Here is a 23,677-nt window from a genome sequence, read left to right as displayed (position 1 = left end):
GCTCAAGGTGCGGACAGGTATAGTCCACTCTTCGCCATCTGGGCAAGATCAAGAACGGACCGGCCCGTCATCTTTCCCGAGTTGAGACCTGTACCGAATTCCCCTTCAGTTCAGACTCCCCGACACCCTTGACACCAGCGGGCTCGCGTACATTACTGGTCGTCGAAAATCACAACTGACAACGTTGTCGGCCCGTTGAGAGGTCCGTGTGTCGCACAGCCCCCTGCTCCGACTCCGTATGCCGTCCGGGCACAGACCCGGACACCGGCCGCCACCCGACGGGCGAGCCGGCCGCCGCAGACCCTCCGGCTTCCGCGCCGCGCCCCGTATGACGGCCGTACGAAGGACCGCCGTCGCACTCGTCCTCGCCCTGGTCGCCACCTCCACGATCGAGGCCACCAGCGCCGTCGCCCGCCCCGACCCCGGCTCCGGAGCGCACCCCACCCGGTTCGCCTCCTCCTTCGAGCCCGACACCCCCGCCCCCGACTGGAACGACACCGTCGAGACCGGCCCCGACGGCAGCCCGCGCGCCGACCACGTCACCCACGAAGGCCAACCCGGACTCGCCACCCGCACCGGCACGGGCCCCGAGAAGTCCCCCACCGCCAAGACGGGCGCGGGCTTCACCGGAACCCACGCACTGCGCTTCGCCGGCGAGCACTCCACAGCGGGGCGCGGCCACGCCACCAACAAGGTCTTCGACGTCGATGTCACCGTCACCCGCGACACGGTGCTCTCCTACCGGCTCTTCCCCGAGATGCCCGAGGGCGACCGCAGCTACGCCGCGACGCACGTGGCCGTCGACCTCGCCTTCACCGACGGCACCTACCTGAGCGAACTGCGCGCCACCGACCAGCACGGCAACCGGCTGGCCCCGGCCGCCCAAGGCGCCTCCAAGACGCTGTACGTCAACCAGTGGAACAACACCGAGGCCCGCATCGGCCGCGTCGCCGAAGGCAAGACCGTCGACCGGGTACTGCTCGGCTACGACGCGTCCACCGGCCCCAAGGACGGCACCCGGCCCTTCGGCGGCTGGCTCGACGACGTGCGGATCGCCCCGCGCCAGTCCGCCGCGGCCGCCCCCTCTTCCGACCACCTCTCCGACCACGTCACCACCACCCGCGGCACCAACTCCAGCGGTTCGTTCTCGCGCGGCAACAACTTCCCCGCGACCGCCGTCCCGCACGGCTTCAACTTCTGGACGCCGGTGACCGACGCGGGCGCCAAGGACTGGCTGTACAGCTACGCGCAGCAGAACAACGCCGACAACCTGCCCTCCCTCCAGGCCTTCAGCGCCAGCCACGAGCCCAGCCCGTGGATGGGTGACCGGCAGACGTTCCAGGTGATGCCCTCGACCGCGAAGGGCACCCCCGACGCCGACCGCACGGCACGCGCCCTGCCCTTCCGGCACGCCAACGAGACCGCGCGGCCGCACTACTACGGCGTCACGTTCGAGAACAAGCTGCGGGCCGAGATCACCCCGACCGACCACGCGGCCATGATGCGCTTCACCTTCCCGAAGCGGGACGCCAGCCTGATCTTCGACAACGTCGACGACAACGCCGGACTCACCCTCGACCCCGAACGGGGCGTCGTCAGCGGCTGGTCCGACGTCAAGAGCGGCCTGTCCACGGGCGCGACGCGGATGTTCGTCCACGCCGAGTTCGACGCGCCCGTCACCGACGGAGGCGAACTGTCCGGCGGCGGCAGCAAGGACGCGGCCGGCTACCTGCGCTTCGCGCCGGGCAGCGACCGCACCGTGACGATGCGCATAGCCACCTCGCTCATCAGCGTCGACCAGGCCGAGGCCAACCTGCGCGACGAGATCCCGGCTTCACGCTCCTTCGACCAGGTCCGGGACCGGGCGCAGCACCAGTGGGACGACCTGCTGGACGTCATCGAGGTCGAGGGCGCCACCCCCGACCAGCTGACCACCCTCTACTCCAACCTCTACCGGCTCTACCTCTACCCCAACGCCGGCCACGAGAAGGCCGGCTCCAGGGTCCGGTACGCCAGCCCCTTCTCCCCCGCCGAGAAGCCGGACACCCCGACCGAGACCGGCTCGAAGATCGTCGACGGAGAGGTCTACGTCAACAACGGCTTCTGGGACACCTACCGCACCACCTGGCCCGCCTACTCCTTCCTCACCCCGAAGGCGGCGGGGAAGATGGTGGACGGGTTCGTGCAGCAGTACAAGGACGGCGGCTGGGTCTCCCGCTGGTCCTCCCCCGGCTACGCCGACCTGATGACCGGCACCTCCTCCGACGTCGCCTTCGCCGACGCGTACCTCAAAGGCGTCGACTTCGACGCGGAGGCCGCCTACGAGGCGGCCCTCAAGAACGCCACCGTCGCCCCGCCGGACCCGGGCGTGGGCCGCAAGGGCATGAACACCTCCCCCTTCCTCGGCTACACCAGCACCGACACCAAGGAAGGCATGTCCTGGGCGCTGGAGGGCTACCTCAACGACTTCGGCATCGCCCAGATGGGCAAGGCCCTCTACAAGAAGACCGGCAAGAAGCGGTACAAGGAGGAGTCCGCCTACTTCTCGCAGCGCGCCCGCAACTACGTCCACCTCTTCGACGACAAGATCGACTTCTTCCAGGGCCGGAACGCCGACGGCACCCGGCGGCTGTCCCCCGACGCGTACGACCCGCGTGTGTGGGGCCACGACTACACCGAGACCAACGGCTGGAACTTCGCCTTCACCGCACCCCAGGACACCCGCGGCCTCGCCAACCTCTACGGCGGCCGCGGCGGCCTCGCCAAGAAGCTGGACACCTACTTCGCCACCCCCGAGACGGGCGAGGAGAAGTACGCCGGCAGCTACCCCGGCGTGATCCACGAGATGACCGAGGCCCGCGACGTACGCATGGGCATGTACGGGCACAGCAACCAGCCCGCGCACCACATCGCCTACCTGTACGACGCGGCCGGACAGCCCTGGAAGACCCAGGAGAAGGTCCGCGAGGTCCTCTCCCGGCTCTACGTCGGCAGCGAGATCGGCCAGGGCTACCCGGGCGACGAGGACAACGGAGAGATGTCCGCCTGGTACGTCTTCAGCGCCCTGGGCTTCTACCCGCTGGTGATGGGCTCGCCCGAGTACGCCGTCGGCTCGCCCTTGTTCACCAAGGCGACCGTGCACCTGGAGAACGGCCGGGACCTGGTGGTCAAGGCGCCGAAGAACAGCGCGAAGAACGTCTACGTGCAGGGACTGAAGGTCAACGGCAAGAAGTGGCGCTCCACCGCGCTGCCCCACAAGCTGCTGGCCAAGGGCGGCACCCTGGAGTTCGACATGGGCCCCAAGCCCTCGAAGTGGGGCGCGGGACCCGGCCAGGCACCGACCTCCCTCACCAAGGGCGACAAGGCGCCCTCGCCGCAGGGTGACGTGAGCGAACCCGGGAACTCCCCACTGACCGACGACACCTCCGACACGGCCGCCGAGGTCGGCGACGCGCCGGTCACCGTCGAGCGGGGCTCCCGCGTCACCTCCTACACCCTCACCTCCGACGACCACGCCGACGCACCGACCGGCTGGAAACTGGAGGGCTCCCGCAACGGGGGCAAGAGTTGGCACACGGTGGACCGGCGCAAGGGTGAGACCTTCAGCTGGGACAAGCAGACCCGCGTCTTCTCCCTCCGCCACGCCGGCCACTGGACGAGCTACCGCCTGGTCCCGGCGGAGCCGGGCTCCCGCCTCGCGGAGATCGAACTGCTCGGCCACTGACCGCGCCTGCCCGCACCACCGACGGGCCGCACCCTCGCGGGTGCGGCCCGTCGGCCTTCTCCATCACACCCGTCCGCGCCACTCCCCCACGTGCGCGTCCATGACAAACCACCCGGACCCCCGCGCGCTGGTAGTTGGCGGATCAAGTGAGGGAGCACCGTGGCGAAACCGAACTGGCGCAACGTCTACCAGATCGACCTCGGACCACGGAAGCCCGCCGGGGCATGCTCAAGAAGGCGCACAAGGCCCGGTGGTCCAGTGTCAACGCCGACGTGACGCGCCCCTTCGTCAGAGCGGTCGCGGCTACGGAATCAGGAACCCCACCTGGCTGCACGGCCGCACCTACCTCGTCGGCGAGAGAGCTGCCGCCGCGAACCTGGCGTGCCGCAACCCCGAGGTCCACCTGGGAGCACCCGCCAAGGACGGAAAGCCGCAGACCGTACCCGCCGACACCTACATCGTCGAGGTGGAGTCCCGGCACGTCCCCGAGGACGGGGCGGAGAGCAAGAAGGCGATGAAGCGGTTCATCGTGCCGTTCGCCGAGGCGGTGAAGGAGCAGGCGCCGTGCCGGTGAGGGCCGGCGGATGAACGGCCGACGGGCCGCACCCTCCCCAGGAGGGTGCGGCCCGTCGGATACGCGTGCGGCGTCCGGAGGACGTCAGTCGCGGATCAGGGAGCGGAGGACGTACTGGAGGATGCCGCCGTTGCGGTAGTAGTCCGCCTCTCCGGGGGTGTCGATGCGGACGGGCGCCTCGAACTCGACGCCCGTGTCGGTGGTGACCTTGACCGTGGCCGGGATCTCGCCGTCGTTGAGGGCGGTGATGCCGGTGAGGGTGAAGGTCTCCTCGCCGCTCAGGCCGAGGTCGAGGGCCGAGCTGCCCTCGGGGAACTGGAGCGGCAGGACGCCCATGCCGATGAGGTTCGAGCGGTGGATGCGCTCGTAGGACTCGGCGATGACGGCGCGGACGCCGAGCAGCGCGGTGCCCTTGGCCGCCCAGTCGCGGGAGGACCCGGAGCCGTACTCCTTGCCCGCGAGGATGACCAGCGGGATGCCCTGCGCCTGGTAGTTCTGGGAGGCGTCGTAGATGTAGGAGACCGGGGCTTCCCCACCTTCGGCCGCCCGGGTGAAGTCCCGGGTGAAGCCGCCCTCGGTGCCCGGCGCGATCTGGTTGCGCAGGCGGATGTTGGCGAAGGTGCCGCGGATCATCACCTCGTGGTTGCCGCGCCGCGAGCCGTAGCTGTTGAAGTCGCGGCGGGCCACGCCGTGCTCGGTGAGGTACTGGCCTGCCGGGGTGTCGGCCTTGATCGCACCGGCCGGGGAGATGTGGTCGGTGGTGACCGAGTCGCCCAGCTTGGCCAGGACGCGGGCGCCGGAGATGTCGGTGACCGGGGCCGGCTCCATGCCCATGCCCTCGAAGTAGGGGGGCTTGCGCACGTAGGTGGACTCGGTGTCCCACTCGAAGGTGTTGCCTGTGGGAACCGGGAGGGCCTGCCACTGGGCGTCGCCGGCGAAGACGTCGGCGTAGTCCTTGGTGAACATCTCCTGGCCGATGGCGGAGGCGACGACCTGCTCGACCTCCTGCTCGGAGGGCCACAGGTCCTTCAGGTAGACCGGGTTGCCGTCCTGGTCGGTGCCCAGGGCGTCCTCGGTGATGTTCACCTTCATCGAGCCGGCCAGCGCGTAGGCGACGACCAGCGGCGGGGACGCCAGGTAGTTCATCTTGACGTCGGGGTTGATCCGGCCCTCGAAGTTGCGGTTGCCGGACAGGACGGAGACGACGGCCAGGTCGTTGTCGTTGACGGCCTGGGAGACCTCGTCCGGCAGCGGTCCGGAGTTGCCGATGCAGGTGGTGCAGCCGTAGCCGACGAGGTTGAAGCCGAGCTTGTCCAGGTAGGGGGTCAGGCCCGCGCGGTCGTAGTAGTCCATGACGACCTGGGATCCCGGGGCCAGCGTGGTCTTGACCCAGGGCTTGCGGGTCAGCCCCTTCTCCACCGCCTTCTTGGCCAGCAGCGCGGCGCCGACCATGACGTAGGGGTTGGAGGTGTTGGTGCAGGAGGTGATGGCCGCGACGGCGACGGCGCCGTGGTCCAGGTCGTAGGTGACGCCGTCGGGGCCTGTCACCTGGACCGGCTTGCTGGGCACACCGTTGGAGACGGCGGGCGCGTCGGAGGCGGGGAAGGACTCCTTGCCCGCCTCGTCGGTGTCGGTCTCGGAGACGTAGTTGACCACGTCGAGGCCGAACTGGTGCGCGGCGTCGGCGAGCGCGATGCGGTCCTGCGGGCGCTTCGGGCCGGCGATCGAGGGAACGACCGTGGCCAGGTCCAGCTCCAGGTACTCGCTGAACTCCGGCTCGCGGGACGCGTCGTGCCACAGGCCCTGTTCCTTGGCGTAGGCCTCGACCAGCGCGAGCTGCTCGGCGCTGCGGCCGGTCAGCTTGAGGTAGTTGATGGTCTCCTCGTCGATCGGGAAGATCGCCGCGGTGGAGCCGAACTCCGGCGACATGTTGCCGATTGTGGCGCGGTTGGCCAGCGGCACCGAGGCGACGCCCTCGCCGTAGAACTCGACGAACTTGCCGACCACACCGTGGTGGCGCAGCATCTCGGTGATGGTGAGCACCAGGTCGGTGGCGGTGGTGCCGGTGGGCAGCTCGCCGGTCAGCTTGAAGCCGACGACGCGCGGGATGAGCATCGAGACGGGCTGGCCCAGCATCGCGGCCTCGGCCTCGATGCCGCCGACGCCCCAGCCCAGCACGCCGAGGCCGTTGACCATGGTGGTGTGCGAGTCGGTGCCGACCAGGGTGTCGGGGTAGGCCTGGCCGCCCCGGACCATGACGGTGCGGGCCAGGTGCTCGATGTTGACCTGGTGGACGATGCCGGTGCCGGGCGGGACGACCTTGAACTCGTCGAAGGCGCCCTGGCCCCAGCGCAGGAACTGGTAGCGCTCGCGGTTGCGGCCGTACTCCAGCTCGACGTTCTTCTTGAAGGCGTCGGAGGTGCCGAAGGTGTCGGCGATGACGGAGTGGTCGATGACCAGCTCGGCCGGGGCCAGCGGGTTGATGCGGTCGGCGTCGCCGCCGAGCTCCTTGACGGCCTCGCGCATGGTGGCCAGGTCCACGACGCAGGGCACGCCGGTGAAGTCCTGCATGATGACGCGGGCCGGGGTGAACTGGATCTCCTGGCTCGGCTGCGCGTTCGGGTCCCAGTTGCCGAGGGCGCGGATGTGGTCGGCGGTGATGTTGGCGCCGTCCTCGGTGCGGAGCAGGTTCTCCAGCAGGACCTTCAGGCTGTAGGGCAGCCGGGCGGAGCCGTCCACTTTGTCCAGCTTGAAGATTTCGTACGACTCGTCGCCCACCTGCAGCGTGCTGCGGGCGTCGAAGCTGTTCGCCGACACGACAGTCTCCTTCAGTGCCTTGTGTGCATCGGCCGCCGGTGCGCTATGGTGAGCGAGCCACGAAGTTAGGTAAGCCTTACTTGACTCACCCGTCCACCCGTGCCGCCTCGCGACAGCGACCGCGACGTTTGCCGTCGCCAGTTATCTCGATGTCGAGATAACTCTAGTACACGAGCGCGCGCCGGTCATGCCTGCCCCCGGGTGCCCCCACCCGACCTCGCCGACACGCCCGCGGCGGCGGCGCGCCGATGCCCGTCCGACCCATGGACCCGCGGCGCCCCCTGCCGCACAGTGGTGCCGTGTCCTCCACAGACCCGGCGGCCCCCGCGCCGCGCGGACCCGGCCGGCCGGAAGAGCCCGCGCTGAAGCGGGCCATCGGGCCGAAGCTGCTGATTCTCTTCGTGATCGGCGACATCCTGGGCACCGGGATCTACGCCACGACGGGCAAGGTCGCCGGGAAGGTCGGCGGCGCGCTGTGGCTGCCGTTCGCGATCGGCTTCGTCGTCGCGCTGCTGACCGCCGCCTCGTACGTGGAGCTGGTCGGCAAGTACCCGAAGGCGGCCGGCGCCGCGCTCTACACGCAGCGCGCGTTCAAGGTGCCCTTCCTGACCTTCATCGTCGCCTTCATGGTGATGTGCTCGGGCCTGTCCTCCGCGAGCGCGGCGGCACTGGCCTTCAGCGGCGACTACCTGGACGAGCTGACGAACGGCGCCCTGCCCTCGACGCTGATGGCGATCCTGTTCGTACTCGCCCTCGCGGCACTGAACCTGCGCGGCGTCTCGGAGTCGGTGAAGGCGAACGTCGTCCTCACCCTGGTCGAGATCACCGGACTCGCCATCATCCTCGGCATCGGCCTCTACGCGGCCCTCTCCGGGGACGGCGACCCCGCACGGCTGGGCGACCTGGAGACCGGCGGCACCGGCTACGCGCTCTTCTCCGGCGTCCTGGGCGCCACCGCGCTGGGCTTCTTCGCGTTCGTCGGGTTCGAGGACTCCGTCAACATGGCGGAGGAGACCGTGGACCCGCAGCGGACCTTCCCGCGCGGCATCTTCCTCGGCGTCGCGGTCACCGGCACCGTCTACGTCCTCGTCGCGCTCGTCTCCTCGCTGCTCGTACCGACGAGCACGCTGGAGAAGTCGAGCGGCCCGCTGCTGGAGGTGGTCAAGGCGGGCGGTGTCGACTTCCCCCACGAACTGTTCGCCGTGATCGCCCTGTTCGCCGTCTCCAACTCAGCACTGATCAACATCATGATGGCCTCGCGGCTGTGCTACGGCATGGCGAACGAACGCATCCTGCCCCGCGCCATGGGCCGCGTGCTGCCCGGACGCCGCACCCCCATCGTCGGCATCGTCTTCGTGACCCTGCTGGCGATCGGCCTGGTGTCCACCGGCGAGATCGCGGGGCTGGGCGACACCACCTCCTTCCTGCTGCTGTGCGTCTTCGCCGTCGTCAACGTGGCCGTCCTGGTGCTGCGCCGCGACCGAGTGAAGCAGCACCACTTCCGGGCGCCCACAGCGGTGCCCGTACTGGGCGCCGTCACCGCGCTGATCCTCGCCAGCCCACTGGCCGACCGCGAGCCCGGCGTCTACGTCAGGGCGGGAGTCCTCGTACTGATCGGCGTCGCCCTGTGGGCGCTCAACAAGCTGGTGCTGAGGGTGCACGGCGAGGACGCGGCCGGTCACTGACCGGCCGGCCATCGTCGGGGCCGCCGCCCCTGGCCGCCGGACACCCGTCGGCCTCCGACCCCGACGGGCGCCCGGCCCCGGTGGCTGTCCGGCCCCGGCCGGGCCGTGACCGACGAGCCCTCCCCCGGCCCCCTGGCCGGCGGACCCGGCCGACGGCCGACGGCCCCTTAGCCGACAGCCCGGCGACCCCGCCCCTGGCCGACGGGCCGGTGACCCAGCCCTGGCCGCCGGACCGTTACGGACGCCTCGCCGACGGACCGGTGGCCGACAGGCCTGGCGCACGAACCGGTGGCCGGTCCTTACCGACGGCCCCTCGCTGATGGGCCGGTGACCGACGGCCCAGAGACCGACAAGCCGGCGACTCGGCCGCTGCCCGACAGGTCGGTGACCCGGCCGCTGTCCGACGGTCCGATGGCCAACGAACAGGTCGTCCGCCCTCTAGCCAAGAGTCGGTGATCCGGCCGGTAGCCAACGGACCAGTGGCCGAGGAATCGGTGACCGGCGGACCGGCGGGCCCGGCCGACAGGCCGGCGACAGCCGCCTCGCCGGCTGGCCGATGGCCGATGGCCGATGGCCGATGGCCGACAGACCAGTGACCCGGCCCCTGGACGATAGGCCGGTGACGACGCCTGGCCGACGCACCGGTGACGGGCGCCTCGCAGACGGGCCGGTGGCCGACGAACCGGTGGCCGACCCTTGACCGACGGCCCCTCGCTGACGGGTCGGTCGCCGACAGGCCGGTGACCCGGCCGGTGGCCGACGGGTCGGTCACCGGCCGCTTCCCGACGGGCCGGTGACCAACGAACCACTGACCCGACCCTTGATCGAGGGGCCCCTGGCTGCCGGGCCGGTGGCCGAGGAACCGGCGACCCCACCGCTGGCCGACAGGACAGCGGTCGACGGGCCGGTGATCCGACCCCTGCCCCACGGGCCGGTGCCCGACGGGCCGGTGCCCGACGGGTCGGTGGCCGGCGGACCGGTGGCCGGCGGACCGGTGACCCCGGCCCTGGCCGACAGGCCGATGAAGGGCTTCTGGCCGACAGGCCGGCCGCAGGCACCTCGCCGACGGGCCGGTGGCCGACGGACCCCGGCCCCTGGCCGACACACCGGTGACGGGCGCCTCGCAGACGGGCCTGTGGCCGCCGGATCGATGGCCGCCCGGTTGAGCGGGCGGCCCTCGCCTGGCCGGTCAGGCGGCGTAGCGGTTGTCCGGCCAGCGTGGCCGGGTGGTGCTCCCTCACCCGCCCGGGGACGCTACGCGTCCCCGGGCTCGTCGGAGCGGGTCCGTTCGGCGAGCCGTTCGTGGCGTTGGCGAGCCGCCTGCGGGGTGCCCAGGCCGAGGCCGAAGGCGATCTGCGGCCACGTCATGCCGCGGCCGCGCGCCATCCGCACCAGGCCCTCCTCCAGTTCGTCCAGCTCTCCGCGTACGCGGGGCACGAGGGTGAGCGCCGCGGTGATGTCCGCCTCGTCCACCGCAGGTTCGCCTTCCTGGGCGCTCGCGGCGCCGCTGAGCAGGTAGGCGACCAGCCGTACGGCCTCGTGCGGGCCCGGCATCGCGGGGTGGACCTGCCGGGCCCGCTGCGCCTCGGTCGCCGCGTGCCGCTCGGCGATCCGGAAGAGCGCGGCGTGTGCGCGCAGGGCTCGGGCCTGGTCGGGGTGCGGGGGCGTGAAGGGGTCCTGGCCCGTGGGCTGCGGTTCGTCGGCGGACGTCATGGGAACAGCCTGCGTCGCCCAGCGCACGTTGTCAACATTCCATTGTGAACATTTCGTTTGCACGTCACATCCGGCATCCGCGGAAGCTTCCGAGGTCTGGACGCAAGCCGGCCGTGGCATTCGGGCGGTTCTTCGGCGCTCCGGTGCGTCACGACCCCCCGGGTGAGCCGCTATCTCACATCTGAGATAGTCTCCTCACATGACCGACGACTACCTCGCCCGTATCGGCCAGTTGATCCGCGATGCCCGTCAGCACCGTGGTATGACGCAGTCTCAACTGGCCGAAGCGCTCGGCACCAGCCAGAGCGCGGTGAACCGCATCGAGCGCGGCAACCAGAACATCAGCCTTGAGATGATCGCCCGGATCTCCGAGGCGCTGGACAGTGAGATCGTCTCGCTGGGGTACTCGGGCCCGATGCATCTGCGCGTGGTGGGCGGGCGCCGCCTGTCCGGCAGCATCGACGTCAAGACCAGCAAGAACGCGTGCGTGGCGCTGCTGTGCGCCTCGCTGCTCAACTCCGGCCGCACGGTGCTGCGTCGAGTCGCCCGGATCGAGGAGGTCTACCGCATCCTGGAGGTGCTCTCCTCCATCGGAGTGCGGTGCCGGTGGATCAACGGCGGCGCGGATCTGGAGATCGTGCCGCCCGCCGAGCTGGATCTCGACTCGATCGACCAGGAGGCCGCGCGGCGCACGCGGAGCATCATCATGTTCCTCGGCCCGCTGCTGCACCGGATGGACCACTTCCGCATCCCCTACGCGGGCGGCTGCGATCTGGGCACCCGTACGGTCGAGCCGCACATGAGCGCGCTGCGCCACTTCGGGCTCGCGGTCACCGCCACCGAAGGCATCTACCACGCCGACGTGGAGGCCGGCGTCGCGCCCAAGCGCCCGATCGTGCTGACCGAGCGCGGGGACACCGTCACCGAGAACGCGCTGCTGGCCGCCGCCCGGCACGAGGGTGTCACGGTCATCCGCAACGCCTCGTCCAACTACATGGTCCAGGACCTGTGCTTCTTCCTGGAGCAGCTCGGCGTGCGCGTGGACGGCGTCGGCTCCACCACGCTGACGGTGCACGGCGTCCCGGTCATCGACACGGATGTGGACTACTCGCCCTCCGAGGACCCGGTCGAGGCCATGAGCCTGGTGGCCGCCGCCATCGTCACCGAGTCGGAGCTGACGGTGCGGCGCGTGCCCGCCGAGTTCATGGAGATCGAGCTCGCGGTCCTGGAGGAGATGGGCCTCGACTTCGACCGCAGCCCCGAGTACGCGGCCGACAACGGGCGTACGAGGCTGACGGACCTGACGGTGCGGCCCTCCAAGCTGGAGGCGCCCATCGACAAGATCCACCCCATGCCGTTCCCCGGCCTCAACATCGACAACGTGCCGTTCTTCGCCGCGATCGCCGCCTCGGCGCAGGGCCAGACCCTCATCCACGACTGGGTCTACGACAACCGGGCCATCTACCTGACCGACCTCAACCGGCTCGGCGGCAGGCTCCAGTTGCTCGACCCGCACCGCGTCCTGGTCGAGGGCCCCACCCGCTGGCGCGCCTCCGAGATGATGTGCCCGCCCGCGCTGCGTCCTGCCGTCGTCGTCCTGCTGGCCATGATGGCGGCGGAGGGCACCTCGGTCCTGCGCAACGTGTACGTCATCAACCGCGGCTACGAGGACCTGGCGGAGCGCCTCAACGAGGTGGGCGCGCAGATCGAGACGTTCAGGGACATCTGAGGGCCCGCGCGCTGTGGTGCCGCGCCCCTTTCCGGCCCGCACGCAGGCGGGGTCGGCGAGGGGCGAGCGCCGCGGGTCACGGCCCGGCCTCTCACGGCTTGCGTCCCACCACGCCGAACTCGGCGACCTCCCGCTCGCTCAGGTCCGCCGGCTGCTCGGCCCGCCACTGCGAGCAGGGCACGATGCCCGGCTCCAGCATCTGGAGGCCCGCGAAGAAGTCCGCGATCTGGGAGCTGTCGCGGCCGGTGATCGGCGGTGTCGCGTTCTCGTTCCAGAACCGCATCATCGCGGCGCCGCCTTCGCCGCCGATCTCCAGGGTGGGGTGGGTGAGGACGAGGTGGCTGCCGGAGGGTACGGCGTCCATGATCCGCCGCACGATGCCCTTGGCCGTGTCCGTGTCCAGGACGAAGTTGAGTATGCCGAGCATCATCACGGCCACCGGACGGTCGAAGTCCAGGGTGCGGGCGGCGCCTTGCAGGATGGTCTCCGGCTCGTGCGCGTCCGCGTCGATGTAGTCGGTGGCGCCCTCGGGAGAGCCGGTGAGCAGGGCGCGGGCGTGCACGAGGACGGTGGGGTCGTTGTCGACGTACACGATCCGTGACTCGGGCGCGATGCGCTGGGCGACCTCGTGCGTGTTGTCGACGGTGGGCAGCCCGGTACCGATGTCGAGGAACTGCCGGATTCCCGCCGTCTCCGTCAGGTGGGTGACGGCGCGGCGGAGGAACGCCCGGTCGGCGCGGGCCGCTTCGGCGATGGTGGGGAACATGCTCAGCACGTGGTCGCCGATCTCCTTGTCGACGGGGTAGTAGTTCTTGCCGCCGAGCCAGTAGTTCCACACCCTGGCGTTGTGGGCCACTGTGGTCGCTCGTCCGCCGACGCCGCTCGACGGGATGCTGTGCTCACTCACTGCGCTGTCCCTTCGTCGTCCCGCTCGCCCGGGAGCCTACGCCGGTCCGCGAGGGGTGAACTCGCGCACGTGGCGCCCGTTTCGGAGCGGGGAGCGGTGCGGCGTAACGGCTGGGAAGGTGCGGGACCTACGCCCCCGCGGCGAGCAGGCCGGTCACCAGTCGGTGGGCGTAGGCGGGGTCGAGTCCGTCGGGGCGGAAGAGGATGCGGTACATCATGGGGGCGACGACGCGGTCGATGACCGTCTCGACGCCGGGGGCCGGCTCGCCGCGGTCGGCGGCGCGGGCGAGGACGACATCGATCTGTTCGGCGGCGTAGGCCGAGCACTGGCCGCCGTTGCCGCCGTCCGGGTCGCCGAGCAGCGCGTCCCTGATGTAGGCGCGGCCCGGCGGGGAGGACATCTCGTCGAGGAACTCCTCCGCCCAGGCCGTCAGGTCGGCGGACAGGTTCCCCAGGTCGTCCGGTGGTGTCTCGGGGCGCAGCCGTTCGACCGCCACGTCCGAGAGCAGTTCCCTCAGGTCGCCCCAGCGGCGGTAGACCGTCGAGGGAGTGACTCCGGCGCGGGTGGCGACCTGGGGCACCGTCAGCGCGTCCCTGCCCACCTCCGCCACCAGTTCGCGGACGGCGGTGTGGACTGCTTCCTGCACCCGGGCGCTGCGTCCACCGGGGCGCACCATCGGTCGACGGCTCATACCGCCCACCTTAAAGCGAAATCCTTGCTACTAGCTCGCAGGGGCCGCCCCCGCGCCACGAGGGAGTGGAGCGGGGGCGAGGGTCACGGCAACGCCGTCTCATGCAGCCCTGGCGAGCTCGCGCACGGGGCGGGTCGCCTCGTAGGCGTGGCCGGTCCGCAGGAGGTCCGGCTCCCCCAGCGGCCGCCCGATGAGCTGCATGCCGATCGGCAGGCTGTCCGCGTCGTGCCCAACGGGGAGCGTGAGCGCGGGCATCCCGGTGAGGTTGGCGGGGGCGCAGAGGCGTACGTAGGCGTCGGAGACGGCCTCGGTGGTGCCGTCCGGCCAGGTGACGGTTTCCTCGTCGACGGGGGTGGCGGTCGTGGGGACGGTCGGGGCCGCGACCAGGTCCACCTCCTCCAGCAGGTGCTCCCACGCCTGCCGCATCAGGGTCCGGGCCTGTTGGGCGCGCAGGTAGTCTCCGGCGCCGAGCAGCGCGCCCGCTTCGAGGAGGACGCGGACGTCGGCGCCGTACAGGTCGGGCGCGGCGCGCAGGGTGCGTTCGTGGTAGGCGGTGGCTTCCGGGACCATCAGGCCCCACTGCGCCGCCTGGACGTAGCGCGCCATGGGGGTGTCGACCTCGACGAGCCGCGCCCCCAGTGCCTCCAGGTGGGCGAGCGCGCCTCGGACAGCCGCCTCGACCTGTCCGTCGACGTGATCGAAGTAGTAGGTGCGCGGTACTCCGACGCGCAGCCCCGTCAGGTCCGAGGGGTGGGCGGGGGCGGTCGGGCGGGCCGGGCCCGTCCCCGGCTCGGGCAGGGCGGGCAGGGAGGCAGGGTCGCCCGCGTCGGGTCCGGTCAGGGCTGCCAGGACCAGGCCGGCGTCCTCCACGGTGCGGGTGACGGGGCCGACGTGGTCCAGCGACCAGGACAGCGACGTCACCCCGGTGCGGGGCACGAGTCCGTAGGTGGGCTTGAGCCCGACGACGCCGTTGAGCGCGGCCGGCACCCGGATCGATCCGCCGGTGTCCGTGCCCAGGGCGAACGTCGCAGAACCCGCGGCCACGGCGACGGCCGAGCCGCCGCTGGATCCGCCGGCGACACGCCCCCGGTCCCAGGCGTTGCGGGTCTGCGGTGTGGTCAGCCCGTAGGCGAACTCGTGGGTGTGGGTCTTGCCGACGAGGATCGCGCCGGCCGCCGCCAGGCGCGCGGCGACCGCGCTGTCGGACTCCGCGCGGTGTCCGGCCCGTACCCGCGAGCCGGCCGTGGTGGGCACGCCGGCCACGTCGATCAGGTCCTTCACCCCCATGGGCACCCCGTGCAGCGGCCCCCGCGGGCGGCCCGCGGCGCTCTCCCGTTCGGCCTCGTGCGCGGTGCGCAGCGCCCGTTCGGCGGTGACCGTGGCGTAGGCGCCGACCAGGGGTTCCGTCCGGTCGAGGCGGTCGAGTACCGCCTCGGTCAGTTCGACCGGGGAGAGCCGTCGCGTCCGTATCGCCTCCGCGGCGGCGGCCAGGGAGAGTTCATGCGCGCGCACGGTGCCGCCCTCCTCGCACCTCTTCCCGCACGCGGTAGGCGGGGGCCGGAGGTGTGTCGGCGAAGTCGATCTCGCGCAGGACCGAGACGACGGAGTGGATGTACTGGGCGGTGGCCGCGACCTCGGCATGGCGGGCCGCGTCGAGCGGCAGCCCGGAGCGGTCGGCCCAGCGGGCCGCCTCCGGTGGGGTGAGCGCGTCGGTGGTGGGCATGGAGCCCCCTTTCCTTTCCCTCGGGCACCTAAAAGCAATTACTTGGCTTTAGAGGACTGTAGGGCCTACGGTGGGTAAACGCAAAGATGTTGCGTTTGAGGGAGAACCCGCACGGGAGAAGGGGAACCACCATGGCCACCGACGCGCTCACCCCACCGGCCGACGGCTCCGACGCCCCGCCCACCGCCCCCTCGTGGAGCGTGGGCGACGTCACCGTCCACCGGATCGACGAGGTGGCACTGCCCCCTGCCACCGGGACCTGGCTGCTGCCGGACGCCACCGCGGACGTCGTCAACCGGCAGGAGTGGCTGCACCCCGACTTCGCCGACGACGCGGGCGTGCTGCGCCTGGACAGCCACAGCTTCGCGCTCACCGCGGGCGGCCTCCGCGTGCTCATCGACACCGGCATCGGCAACGGCAAGCAGCGCGCCAACCCCGCATGGCACGACCTGCGCACCGACTACCCGCGACGCCTCGCCGACGCCGGCTTCGCCCCCGACTCGGTGGACCTGGTCATCCTCACCCACCTGCACACCGACCACGTCGGCTGGAACACCCGGGCTCTGGCCGACGGCACCTGGGCCCCCACCTTCCCCCACGCCCGCTACCTGGTCTCCCGCGCGGAGCGGGAGTTCTGGGCCGGTTACGCCATGGACGAGCCGCGGCGGCAGATGTTCCGTGACTCGGTGCACCCCGTCGAGCGGGCGGGGCTCCTCGACCTCGTCGACGTCCCCGCGGAGGGCACCGAAGTCGCCCCCGGGCTGCGCCTGCTGCCCGCGCCGGGACACACACCCGGGCACGTGGCCGTGCAGGTGAGCAGCCGCGGCGAGACGGCGCTGATCACCGGGGACGCCGTCCACCACCCCGTGCAGTTCGCGCGCCCGGACCTCGGCGCCTGCGTCGACATCGACCCGCAGCAGGCCGAGGACACACGCCGTTCCCTGCTCGCCACGTCAGCGGCCTCGGGCGCTCTTCTTCTCGGCACCCACTTCCCGGCGCCCACCGGCGGCCGCGTGCGGGCGCACGGCGACACCTACCGGCTTGAGCCCGTCACCCCGGCGCCCGGGGCGCGTCGCGAGCGGACGTCGGAGACGGCCACCGGCAGCCCTGTGCGGCGGGAAGTGTCACAGGCCTCGGCGACGTAGAGGGCCTCGAGGGCTTCGGCGGCCGGGCACGGGTTGGCGGCGCGCCCGGCGGCGACGTCCACGAAGGCGGCGAGTTCGGCGACGTAGGCGTCGTGGAAGCGCTCCAGGAACGTGGCGTAGGGGGTGCCGCGCTCCCCTGCCGGGCCCGGCGCCACCGCGTTCGCGCCCGGTCCTGTCCCCTGCGCCCCTGCCTGGTCCGGCCCGGTCGGATGCGGGCCGGGCCGTCCCGGCTCGGCGGAGGGCAGCGGAGCCCGGTCGTCCAGGCCGACGATCCGGGTGTCCCGGGAGCCGCACACCTCCAGGCGGACGTCGTATCCCGCACCGTTGTAGCGGGTCGCGGTGGCGGTGGCGAGGGTGTCGTCGTCGAAGCGGAGCAGCGCCGCGCAGGTGTCCACGTCGTCGCCCGCGGCGAAGAAGTCCTCCCCCTTGTTGGCGCCCGCAGCGAAGACGGACACCACCTCGCGCCCCGTGACCCAGCGCAGGATGTCGAAGTCGTGGATGCCGCAGTCCCGGAAGAGACCGCCGGAGGTGGGGACGTAGGAGGCGGGCGGCGGCACCATGTCGCTGGTGCAGGCCCGCAGGGTGTGCACCCAGCCCAACTCGCCCGACCGCAGCGCCTGGCGGGCGGCCAGGTAGCCGGCGTCGAAGCGGCGCTGGAAGCCGATCTGCACGGGCACGGTGCCGGACGCGGCCCGCTCGACGACGGCGACGGTGCCCGGCACGTCCGGGGCGACGGGCTTCTCGCAGAACACCGGCACCTCGTGGTCGAGGGCCTGGTGGATCAGCGTCGCGTGCGCGCTCGTGGCCGCCGTGATCACCACACCGTCGAGCCCCGCGGCGTACAGCTCCTCGATGCCGCCCGCGCACTCCAGTTCCAGCGAGGCGGCCAGCGCCCGCGCGCGGCCCGCGTCCGCGTCGGCGACCGTGACACGGTCGACGCCCGCGAGGGACCTGAGAGTCGCCGCGTGGAAGGCCCCGATGCGTCCGGTTCCGATCAGACCGAGCCTCATGTCAGGCTCCGCAGGAGCGCAGGAAGCGGCGGGTGCGGTCGGCGATGGGGAAGGGCTGATCCGGGGGGCAGGGGTACATGTCCTGCTCGACGATGGCGAACAGGTCGACCCCCAGCTCCTGCGCCGCGTGCAGCACGGGCGGCAGTTCGGGCACACCGCGCGGTGGCTCGCACATCACACCCTGCCGTACGGCCGGTCCGAAGGGCGTGCCGTGGGCGTGGACGTCTTCCAGGATGCCCGGGTCCACCTGCTTGAGGTGCAGATAGCCGATGCGCTCCCCGTAGGTCCTGATGAGCTTGACGCTGTCGCCGCCGCAGTAGGCGTAGTGGCCGGTGTCCAGGCAGAGTCGGACCAGGTCGCGGTCTGTGGCGTCCAGGAGCCGGGTGACGTTCTCCTCGGTGTCGATGTGGGTGTCGGCATGCGGGTGCACGACGATGTCGAGGCCGTACTCCTCGCGGACCTGCCGGGCCAGCCGTTCCATGCCGGTGGCCTGGTGGCGCCACTGCTCGGCGGTCAGCTCGCGCGGCTCCAGCTCCCGCGCGGTCTTGTCGTCCCGCCAGAAGGAGGGGATGACGACGAGGTGGGTGGCGTCCACCGCGCGGGCGAGCGCGGCCACCTGCGCGACGTGCGCCCAGGTGGCGTCCCAGACGGCCGGGCCGTGGTGCAGCGAGGTGAAGACCGTACCGGCGGAGACCCGCAGGCCGCGCCGGGCGGTCTCCTCGCGCAGGACGTCCGGCTCTGTCGGCAGATAGCCGTGGGGGCCCAGCTCGATCCACTCGTACCCGGCCTCGGCGACCTCGTCCAGGAAACGCCGCCAGTGGACCTGCTGTGCGTCCTCGGGGAACCAGACGCCCCAGGAGTCGGGCGCCGATCCGACGCGGAGCCGGTCGAGGACGGGGGCACCCGTACGCGGTGCGGACATGGCTGGGGTCTCCTCCCCCCGGTCCGCGGCGACCGGGCAGTTGCGGCGTCGACGTTGTCGTCGGCTCAGCCTGCGGCGCCGCGACGAGCACTGTCAAGGCTTCGTCCTGACATAAGGACTTAAGGACTTTCTCGAAAGCACGTGCGGTCGCGGAATCGGCCGGAGGGGCGGGAAAAGGAACGGCGGGAAGGAACGGCGGGAAGGAAAGCCAGGCAGGGCGCCCCCGGGTAGGCCCTGTTCTCGTATAGCTACCGCCAGGTGGCGTGTAGCGCTGAGTAACTACTTGGGGTTGCGGTCGTATTGCTGGAGGGCGGCGAAGTCGGCGTGGGCCGTCTCGACGGCTTCGGGGTACGCCTGGGGCTTCTGGTGTTCGGCGAGGGCCCGGTAGATGCTGGCGACGGACGGGCTGTGTCCCTTGCGCCTGCCGGTGGGGATGATCAGGGCGGGCTGGATCTGCTCGACGGACTCGCCCCAGCGTCGACTCTCGGATGTTCTCCCGCTCCGTCTCGGCCATCGCGGCGAAGAAGCCGAACTGTCTTCGTTCACTTGCAATAGCAGCGTTTGTCCAGCACCTTGCGCAGCAGAGGGACGTCGACGGGCTCGGGAATGTTCACGAGAACTGACGTCAGTGTGGGACGGCCCGTCGCCCACGAGGGCGACGGACCGTCGAAGCGGGCCAGGCTGAGGTCAGCCAGCTTGTGCGGAGTCGAGATGAAGAGTGTCACCGAGGCTGACGACTTGGCGGTTGTGGAAGAAGTCGTCTTCGCGGAGCGTGGTGATGCTGCCGGAGGGGGCCCGGAAACTGGCATAGCCGGCCGACTCGATCGGCATCTTGATCCAGGACGCCACGACGAACGTCAGGGAGCCGCCGTGCGTCACGATGATCTGATGTTCGCAAGGGTTCTGCAGGATCTCGTCCGTTGCTGCGTAGACGCGTTGCGCCCACGCAGCCTTGGTCTCGGAACCCTGCACGCCCTCGTCGTGGTCCATTCGCTCCCCGACAGCCGGCGGGGGGACGAAGCGCCGGTCCAGCCACTCCTGCGGCTTTCCCCCTGCCTCACCATAGGACTTCTCCCGCAGCCTGCGATCCACAATCGGCTTCACGCCGAACAGTTCGGCCACTTCCTCGGCCGTCCGCAGAGTGCGCTGCAGATCCGAGGAGAACAGCTCCACTTCGGCGCCGTCCGGGACCTGGGCCCGCAACGCCTGCGCGATGGAGACGGCCGCACGGACGCCAGCGGGCGTCAACTTCGAGTCATGCCATCCGCCGACGACTTCTTCGACGTGGTGCGTCGCCTCCGGATGGGTGACGACGTAAAGAGTGCGCATCAGTTGCCCTCCCGTTGGAGAGGTCGACGGTGAGGTCCAGGCGGTGGCCTGGCGGGCCGGGCGGGTCGATGTCGTGCGGGGAGAGGAAGTCGCCGATCCAGTTCAGGCCGACGAGGACGGCGTCGAGGTGCTCGGCCATCCAGGAGCCGGCCGCGTGGAGGAGGTCGGATTCCTCGGAGCCGGTGAACGTGTTGACCTGGACGTTGTTCTCACGGGACTTGGTCTCGACGGGGCCGTTCCATCAGCTCTGGATCGGTGCCGCTGCCGGGGCCGGTGATGCGGGCGCGGACCGGCCGCCGAGGGCCGATGACCTCTCGGGGTCGGTGCCGCTGCCGGGGCCGGTGAGGTCCACCCGCGTCGGCCGGCGCGGAGCGATGATCTCCGGCCCGGCCGGTGCCTCGGCCTGCTCGGCTTCGGCGAGTGCGCGGTACAGCAAGGCGACCGAGGGGTTCTTGCCCGCGTCTTGCCGGTCTTGATGATCAGCTTCTTCGCGATCTCGGGGACGGGTACGCCCTTGTCCTTGAGCGCGCGGGCGAAGAGGAGGGAGTCGTCGTCGATGACCTTCGGCCGCCCGCCGTGGTTGCCCTTGGCGGCGGCGGCCTGCTGGCCCTCCAGGGTCTTCTCGCGGATGTAGTCGCGCTCGATCTGGGCGGCGGCCGCGAGGACGGCGAAGAACATCGCTCCCATGCCGTTGGGGTCGTAGATGCCGGTGAGCGGGCCGGTGAGGAGTTCGAGCTGGACGCCGGCGGTCTGGAGCTGGCCGGACAGCGTCATCAGCTCGGCTGCGTTGCGGGCGAGGCGCTTGAGCTCGTGGACGGTGAGGATGACCTCCTGGTCCGGGGCGGCTTCCCGGATGTCGTACGCGAGCTTGAGTGCTTCCTCCAGTGCGGGCCGCACCTTGACGCGGGTGCTGATCTTCTCGGAGAAGACACGCTTGCACTGCGCGAGGGCAAGCGCCTCGAGTTGGGACTGGAGTTCCTGCTGGGCGGTCGAGCACCGGGCGTACCCGATCCGGATCGGCTTTGCGGCAGGCGTGGGGGGCGCCGCCTCGATGGGCGGGCCCGGCTTCCATGCCCGTCCGGGTCCGCGATCCTCGGGGATGCGGACGTCGAGTTCTTCGCGGAGCGCGGGGACGAGGATGAAGCGCGGGGTGTGGTACTTCGTCGCGGTCTTCCCGCCGCGGGTGCGGCACGGACTCCCGGCCGGGGCTTCACACTTCGGACAGTCTTTTCGTTCTACCGCATTTGCTGCTTGATCGGGCGCCAGTTCCACCCCGGCAGTCTGTCAGAACTGTCTCGCACAATGTGCCAGTTTTGAGAGGACTTCTGCCAATGGCGACCTGCGGAAACGTGATCGCCCGGAGGGTGTTCTCGGAACTCTCGCATCTGGTCGTTTATGCGAGGTGCGGGTGCCGTGTGACAGGTGCCAGGTCCCGGCGTCGGTGCGGGCGCGGTAACGGGCGAGATTGATGGTCACCGGGCGGGTTCCTGGCTTCGGTCGGGGCGAGGGACGCGGCGCGGATGGATGAGGACGAGTGTGGTGAGTACCGCGATGAACGCGAGCACGGCGGAGACCGTGAGGACGGCCCGGGTGCCGTCAGCGACTGCCTGGCTGCCTGTACTGGTGCCGTCATGAAGAGTGAAGATCGCGCCCAGTGCCGCTGTGCCAACGCCGGCGCCGAGGGAGGCGAGGGTGGAGACGGTCCCGGCGACCATGCCGACCCGCTCGGGTTCGGTCACCTCGACCGCCACGGCCATCACGGGGGCGCCGGCGATTCCGCCGCCGGCTCCCCAGGCCAGCAGCGGCCCGAGCAGCGCCCACCACGGTGTGCTGGGTGTGATCAGCAGTGCCAGGGCCGTGAAGCCGACGCCCTTGAGTAAGTAGCCGGAGCCGATCACCAGGCCGGGGGCCCAGTGGCTGAGCAGCTTGGAGCCGACCATGCCGGTGGCGATCTGTGCGAGGAAGATCGGCGTCATCAGCAGCCCCGCCGAGGTTGGGCTCAGGCCCAGGCCGTCCGACAGGTACAGCACCAAGTAGACCGAGCCGCCAATGGTCAGGACGCGTGAGAGGAGGACGGCCAGCATCGCGCCGCAGAACGCGGGTCGGGTGAACATCCGTAGCTCCAGCGTCGGCATGGGCACGCGGAGCTGGAGGGCCAGGAAGGCGGCCAGTACCAGGCAGGCGGTGAGCAGTGCGACGGTGTCCTGACCTGCCCATGGTGTGTCGTCGGGGCGGAGCATGAGCAGGGTCGCCGTACCGAGGCCGAGCATGAGCAGCAGGCTTCCGGGCCAGTCCGGCCGCCCGGTCAAGGAGGGTGCGGGGGCGGTTGGCGGCAGCACGCGGGCGGCCAGCACCCAGGCCGCTGCGCCGAGCGGGAGGTTGATCGCGAAAACCGCGCGCCATCCGAAGGCGTCGATCAGCACTCCACCGAGGGTCGGGGCGAGGAGCCCGGCCGCGGTCGCGAACGATCCCCAGGCACCGATCGCGAGATTGCGCTCCTCACCGGTGTAGCGGTCCGAGATCAGCGGAATGCCGTTCACCATGATCACTGCGGCTCCGCAGCCCTGAACCACCCGGGCGGCGTTCAGCCACCACAGGTCCTGCGCCAAAGTCGCGGCCAGGGAGGCCAGAGTGAACACGGCGATCCCGGCCAGGAACAGAGACCGCCGCCCCCAGCGGTCCGAGAGGCTTCCGGCCGCCTGAGTCAGTGCACCCATCGCGACCATGTAGGTCACCACCACCGACTCCGCCGAATCCCCGTCCGCGACGTCGGCGCTGATCAGCGGGAGTCCGATGGCCACGATCGTGAGGTCCACGACGACCAGCCCCGTGGAGGCCATCACCAGCACGAGGACCCCGCTCAGCGGCGGGAGACGACGGGACTTCTGAGCTGCCATGCGGAATACGACCTCCAGGCGGGAGCGGGCGGTGTCGCCAGCCTGCGGTCTCCCGACGCTAAAAGTCAACACGTGTGAAGTTCAAGCGAGGCCCGTACGATGGCGCCATGCCTGCCACCTCCCGCCGCCGCCCCACGACACGCAAGGGCCGCCCTGTCCTCACCCGGGAGGCCATCGCCGCGAAGGCGCTGGAGATGGCTGGTACGCAGGGGTTCCGTTCCGTCACCATGCGCGCCCTGGCCGCTGAACTCAATGTGACCGTGCGCGCTCTGTACAACTACGTCGAGGACCGCCAGGACGTCGTCGATCTCGCCCTGGGGCTCATGCTCGACTCCTGGAATCCCCCTCCCTTGGACCCCACGGCCTGGGAGGAATCCGTCGCCGGTTATGCGAGGTCGCTGCGCAAGCTGTACCGGCGCTGGCCGCGCGCCCTGCTGGTCTCCCTCGACGAGGACGCGCCCCCCACCTCCGTGCACCCCAACCGCCTGCTCAACCTCGACCGCTTCCTCCAACTCCTGCACGGCATCGGCATCGGCTTCCCGACTGCCCTGGAGGTACACCGCCACCTCTCCCTGCTCATGCTCTCTTTCGCGCTCGTGGTCGACCGCCCCGCCACGCACGCCACGACGGACCGCGGCACGCTCGTCCCCGACGTATGGCTGGCCGCCCACGCCGATCTCGACCTCCCTGCCCTGCGCCAGGCCGCCGCGCTGCCCATCCCCACCGCGGACACCCAGTTCGACCAGCTCGTCTCCGTCGTCATCGCACAGATCCGCAGCCATCTCGACGCCTCAACATAAGAGCCCACCAG

18 protein-coding genes are annotated in these 23,677 nt (G+C 70.9%); 6 read left to right on the top strand and 12 right to left on the bottom strand.

Annotated features, from left to right (window positions below; translation table 11 throughout):
- Window positions 1–328: 328 nt before the first annotated feature.
- Both MMF93_RS26045 and MMF93_RS26040 read left to right on the top strand, forming a co-directional pair.
- Window positions 329–3,724, top strand: coding sequence for a GH92 family glycosyl hydrolase (locus tag MMF93_RS26045; RefSeq protein WP_242755289.1), 3,396 nt, complete (start codon window positions 329–331; stop codon window positions 3,722–3,724).
- 250 nt (window positions 3,725–3,974) lie between these two features.
- On the top strand, window positions 3,975–4,298 hold the full coding sequence (locus tag MMF93_RS26040; RefSeq protein WP_242755288.1) for a hypothetical protein: 324 nt from the start codon (window positions 3,975–3,977) through the stop codon (window positions 4,296–4,298).
- An 84-nt stretch (window positions 4,299–4,382) separates the two neighbouring features.
- Here the strand turns inward: MMF93_RS26040 and acnA are convergent, their stop codons facing one another.
- Window positions 4,383–7,115: an aconitate hydratase AcnA gene (gene acnA / locus MMF93_RS26035; protein ID WP_242755287.1), complete on the bottom strand. Its 2,733-nt coding sequence runs from the start codon at window positions 7,113–7,115 to the stop codon at window positions 4,383–4,385.
- 263 nt (window positions 7,116–7,378) lie between these two features.
- On the opposite strand from acnA, the gene MMF93_RS26030 reads away from it, so the two are divergent.
- Window positions 7,379–8,800, top strand: a complete 1,422-nt coding sequence (locus MMF93_RS26030) for an APC family permease (RefSeq protein WP_242757783.1) — start codon at window positions 7,379–7,381, stop codon at window positions 8,798–8,800.
- A gap of 1,254 nt (window positions 8,801–10,054) precedes the next feature.
- Here MMF93_RS26030 and MMF93_RS26025 read toward each other — a convergent pair.
- Entirely contained in the window at window positions 10,055–10,513 is a 459-nt protein-coding gene (locus MMF93_RS26025; RefSeq protein ID WP_242755286.1) for a DNA-binding protein, read from the bottom strand.
- Window positions 10,514–10,712: 199 nt separating this feature from the next.
- On the opposite strand from MMF93_RS26025, the gene MMF93_RS26020 reads away from it, so the two are divergent.
- Window positions 10,713–12,242, top strand: a complete 1,530-nt coding sequence (locus MMF93_RS26020) for a helix-turn-helix domain-containing protein (protein ID WP_242755284.1) — start codon at window positions 10,713–10,715, stop codon at window positions 12,240–12,242.
- A gap of 91 nt (window positions 12,243–12,333) precedes the next feature.
- Here the strand turns inward: MMF93_RS26020 and MMF93_RS26015 are convergent, their stop codons facing one another.
- The 4 genes from MMF93_RS26015 to MMF93_RS26000 all read right to left on the bottom strand — a co-directional run bounded on the left by MMF93_RS26015 (window position 12,334) and on the right by MMF93_RS26000 (window position 15,563).
- Window positions 12,334–13,149, bottom strand: a complete 816-nt coding sequence (locus MMF93_RS26015) for an SAM-dependent methyltransferase (RefSeq protein WP_242755282.1) — start codon at window positions 13,147–13,149, stop codon at window positions 12,334–12,336.
- Between the two features lie 127 nt (window positions 13,150–13,276).
- Window positions 13,277–13,840 (bottom strand): TetR/AcrR family transcriptional regulator, encoded by a 564-nt coding sequence (locus MMF93_RS26010; RefSeq protein WP_242755281.1) that lies wholly within the window; start codon window positions 13,838–13,840, stop codon window positions 13,277–13,279.
- A gap of 99 nt (window positions 13,841–13,939) precedes the next feature.
- Window positions 13,940–15,352 carry an amidase gene (locus tag MMF93_RS26005; protein WP_242755280.1) on the bottom strand — a complete coding sequence of 471 codons (1,413 nt, stop codon included), beginning with the start codon at window positions 15,350–15,352 and terminating at the stop codon, window positions 13,940–13,942.
- Entirely contained in the window at window positions 15,339–15,563 is a 225-nt protein-coding gene (locus MMF93_RS26000; protein ID WP_242755279.1) for a hypothetical protein, read from the bottom strand. Before MMF93_RS26000 ends, MMF93_RS26005 begins: the two co-directional genes overlap by 14 nt.
- A 131-nt stretch (window positions 15,564–15,694) precedes the next feature.
- Between MMF93_RS26000 and MMF93_RS25995 the strand changes: the two genes are divergently transcribed.
- Entirely contained in the window at window positions 15,695–16,708 is a 1,014-nt protein-coding gene (locus MMF93_RS25995; RefSeq protein ID WP_242755278.1) for an MBL fold metallo-hydrolase, read from the top strand.
- On the opposite strand, the gene MMF93_RS25990 is transcribed toward MMF93_RS25995, so the two are convergent.
- The 6 genes from MMF93_RS25990 to MMF93_RS25965 all read right to left on the bottom strand — a co-directional run bounded on the left by MMF93_RS25990 (window position 16,597) and on the right by MMF93_RS25965 (window position 22,866).
- Window positions 16,597–17,718: a Gfo/Idh/MocA family protein gene (locus tag MMF93_RS25990; RefSeq protein WP_242755277.1), complete on the bottom strand. Its 1,122-nt coding sequence runs from the start codon at window positions 17,716–17,718 to the stop codon at window positions 16,597–16,599. The genes MMF93_RS25995 and MMF93_RS25990 overlap by 112 nt on opposite strands.
- Before the next feature lies 1 nt (window position 17,719).
- The gene (locus MMF93_RS25985; RefSeq protein ID WP_242755276.1) at window positions 17,720–18,640 is read right to left on the bottom strand and encodes a sugar phosphate isomerase/epimerase family protein; all 921 of its coding nucleotides are present in this window, start codon (window positions 18,638–18,640) and stop codon (window positions 17,720–17,722) included.
- 279 nt (window positions 18,641–18,919) lie between these two features.
- Window positions 18,920–19,186, bottom strand: a complete 267-nt coding sequence (locus MMF93_RS25980) for a hypothetical protein (protein ID WP_242755274.1) — start codon at window positions 19,184–19,186, stop codon at window positions 18,920–18,922.
- Between the two features lie 141 nt (window positions 19,187–19,327).
- The gene (locus tag MMF93_RS25975) at window positions 19,328–19,969 is read right to left on the bottom strand and encodes a histidine phosphatase family protein (RefSeq protein WP_114021379.1); all 642 of its coding nucleotides are present in this window, start codon (window positions 19,967–19,969) and stop codon (window positions 19,328–19,330) included.
- A 102-nt stretch (window positions 19,970–20,071) separates the two neighbouring features.
- Window positions 20,072–21,241, bottom strand: a complete 1,170-nt coding sequence (locus tag MMF93_RS25970; protein WP_242755272.1) for a recombinase family protein — start codon at window positions 21,239–21,241, stop codon at window positions 20,072–20,074.
- Between the two features lie 200 nt (window positions 21,242–21,441).
- Complete coding sequence (locus MMF93_RS25965) at window positions 21,442–22,866, bottom strand: MFS transporter (RefSeq protein ID WP_242755269.1); 1,425 nt, start codon at window positions 22,864–22,866, stop codon at window positions 21,442–21,444.
- A gap of 107 nt (window positions 22,867–22,973) precedes the next feature.
- On the opposite strand from MMF93_RS25965, the gene MMF93_RS25960 reads away from it, so the two are divergent.
- Window positions 22,974–23,666, top strand: a complete 693-nt coding sequence (locus tag MMF93_RS25960) for a TetR/AcrR family transcriptional regulator (RefSeq protein ID WP_242755267.1) — start codon at window positions 22,974–22,976, stop codon at window positions 23,664–23,666.
- Window positions 23,667–23,677: the final 11 nt, after the last annotated feature.

It is taken from the genome of Streptomyces tubbatahanensis (assembly GCF_022699385.1).
Lineage (GTDB): Bacteria > Actinomycetota > Actinomycetes > Streptomycetales > Streptomycetaceae > Streptomyces > Streptomyces diacarni.
Note: the sequence above shows the minus strand (reverse complement) of the source record. Positions and strands in the feature narration are given on the sequence as shown.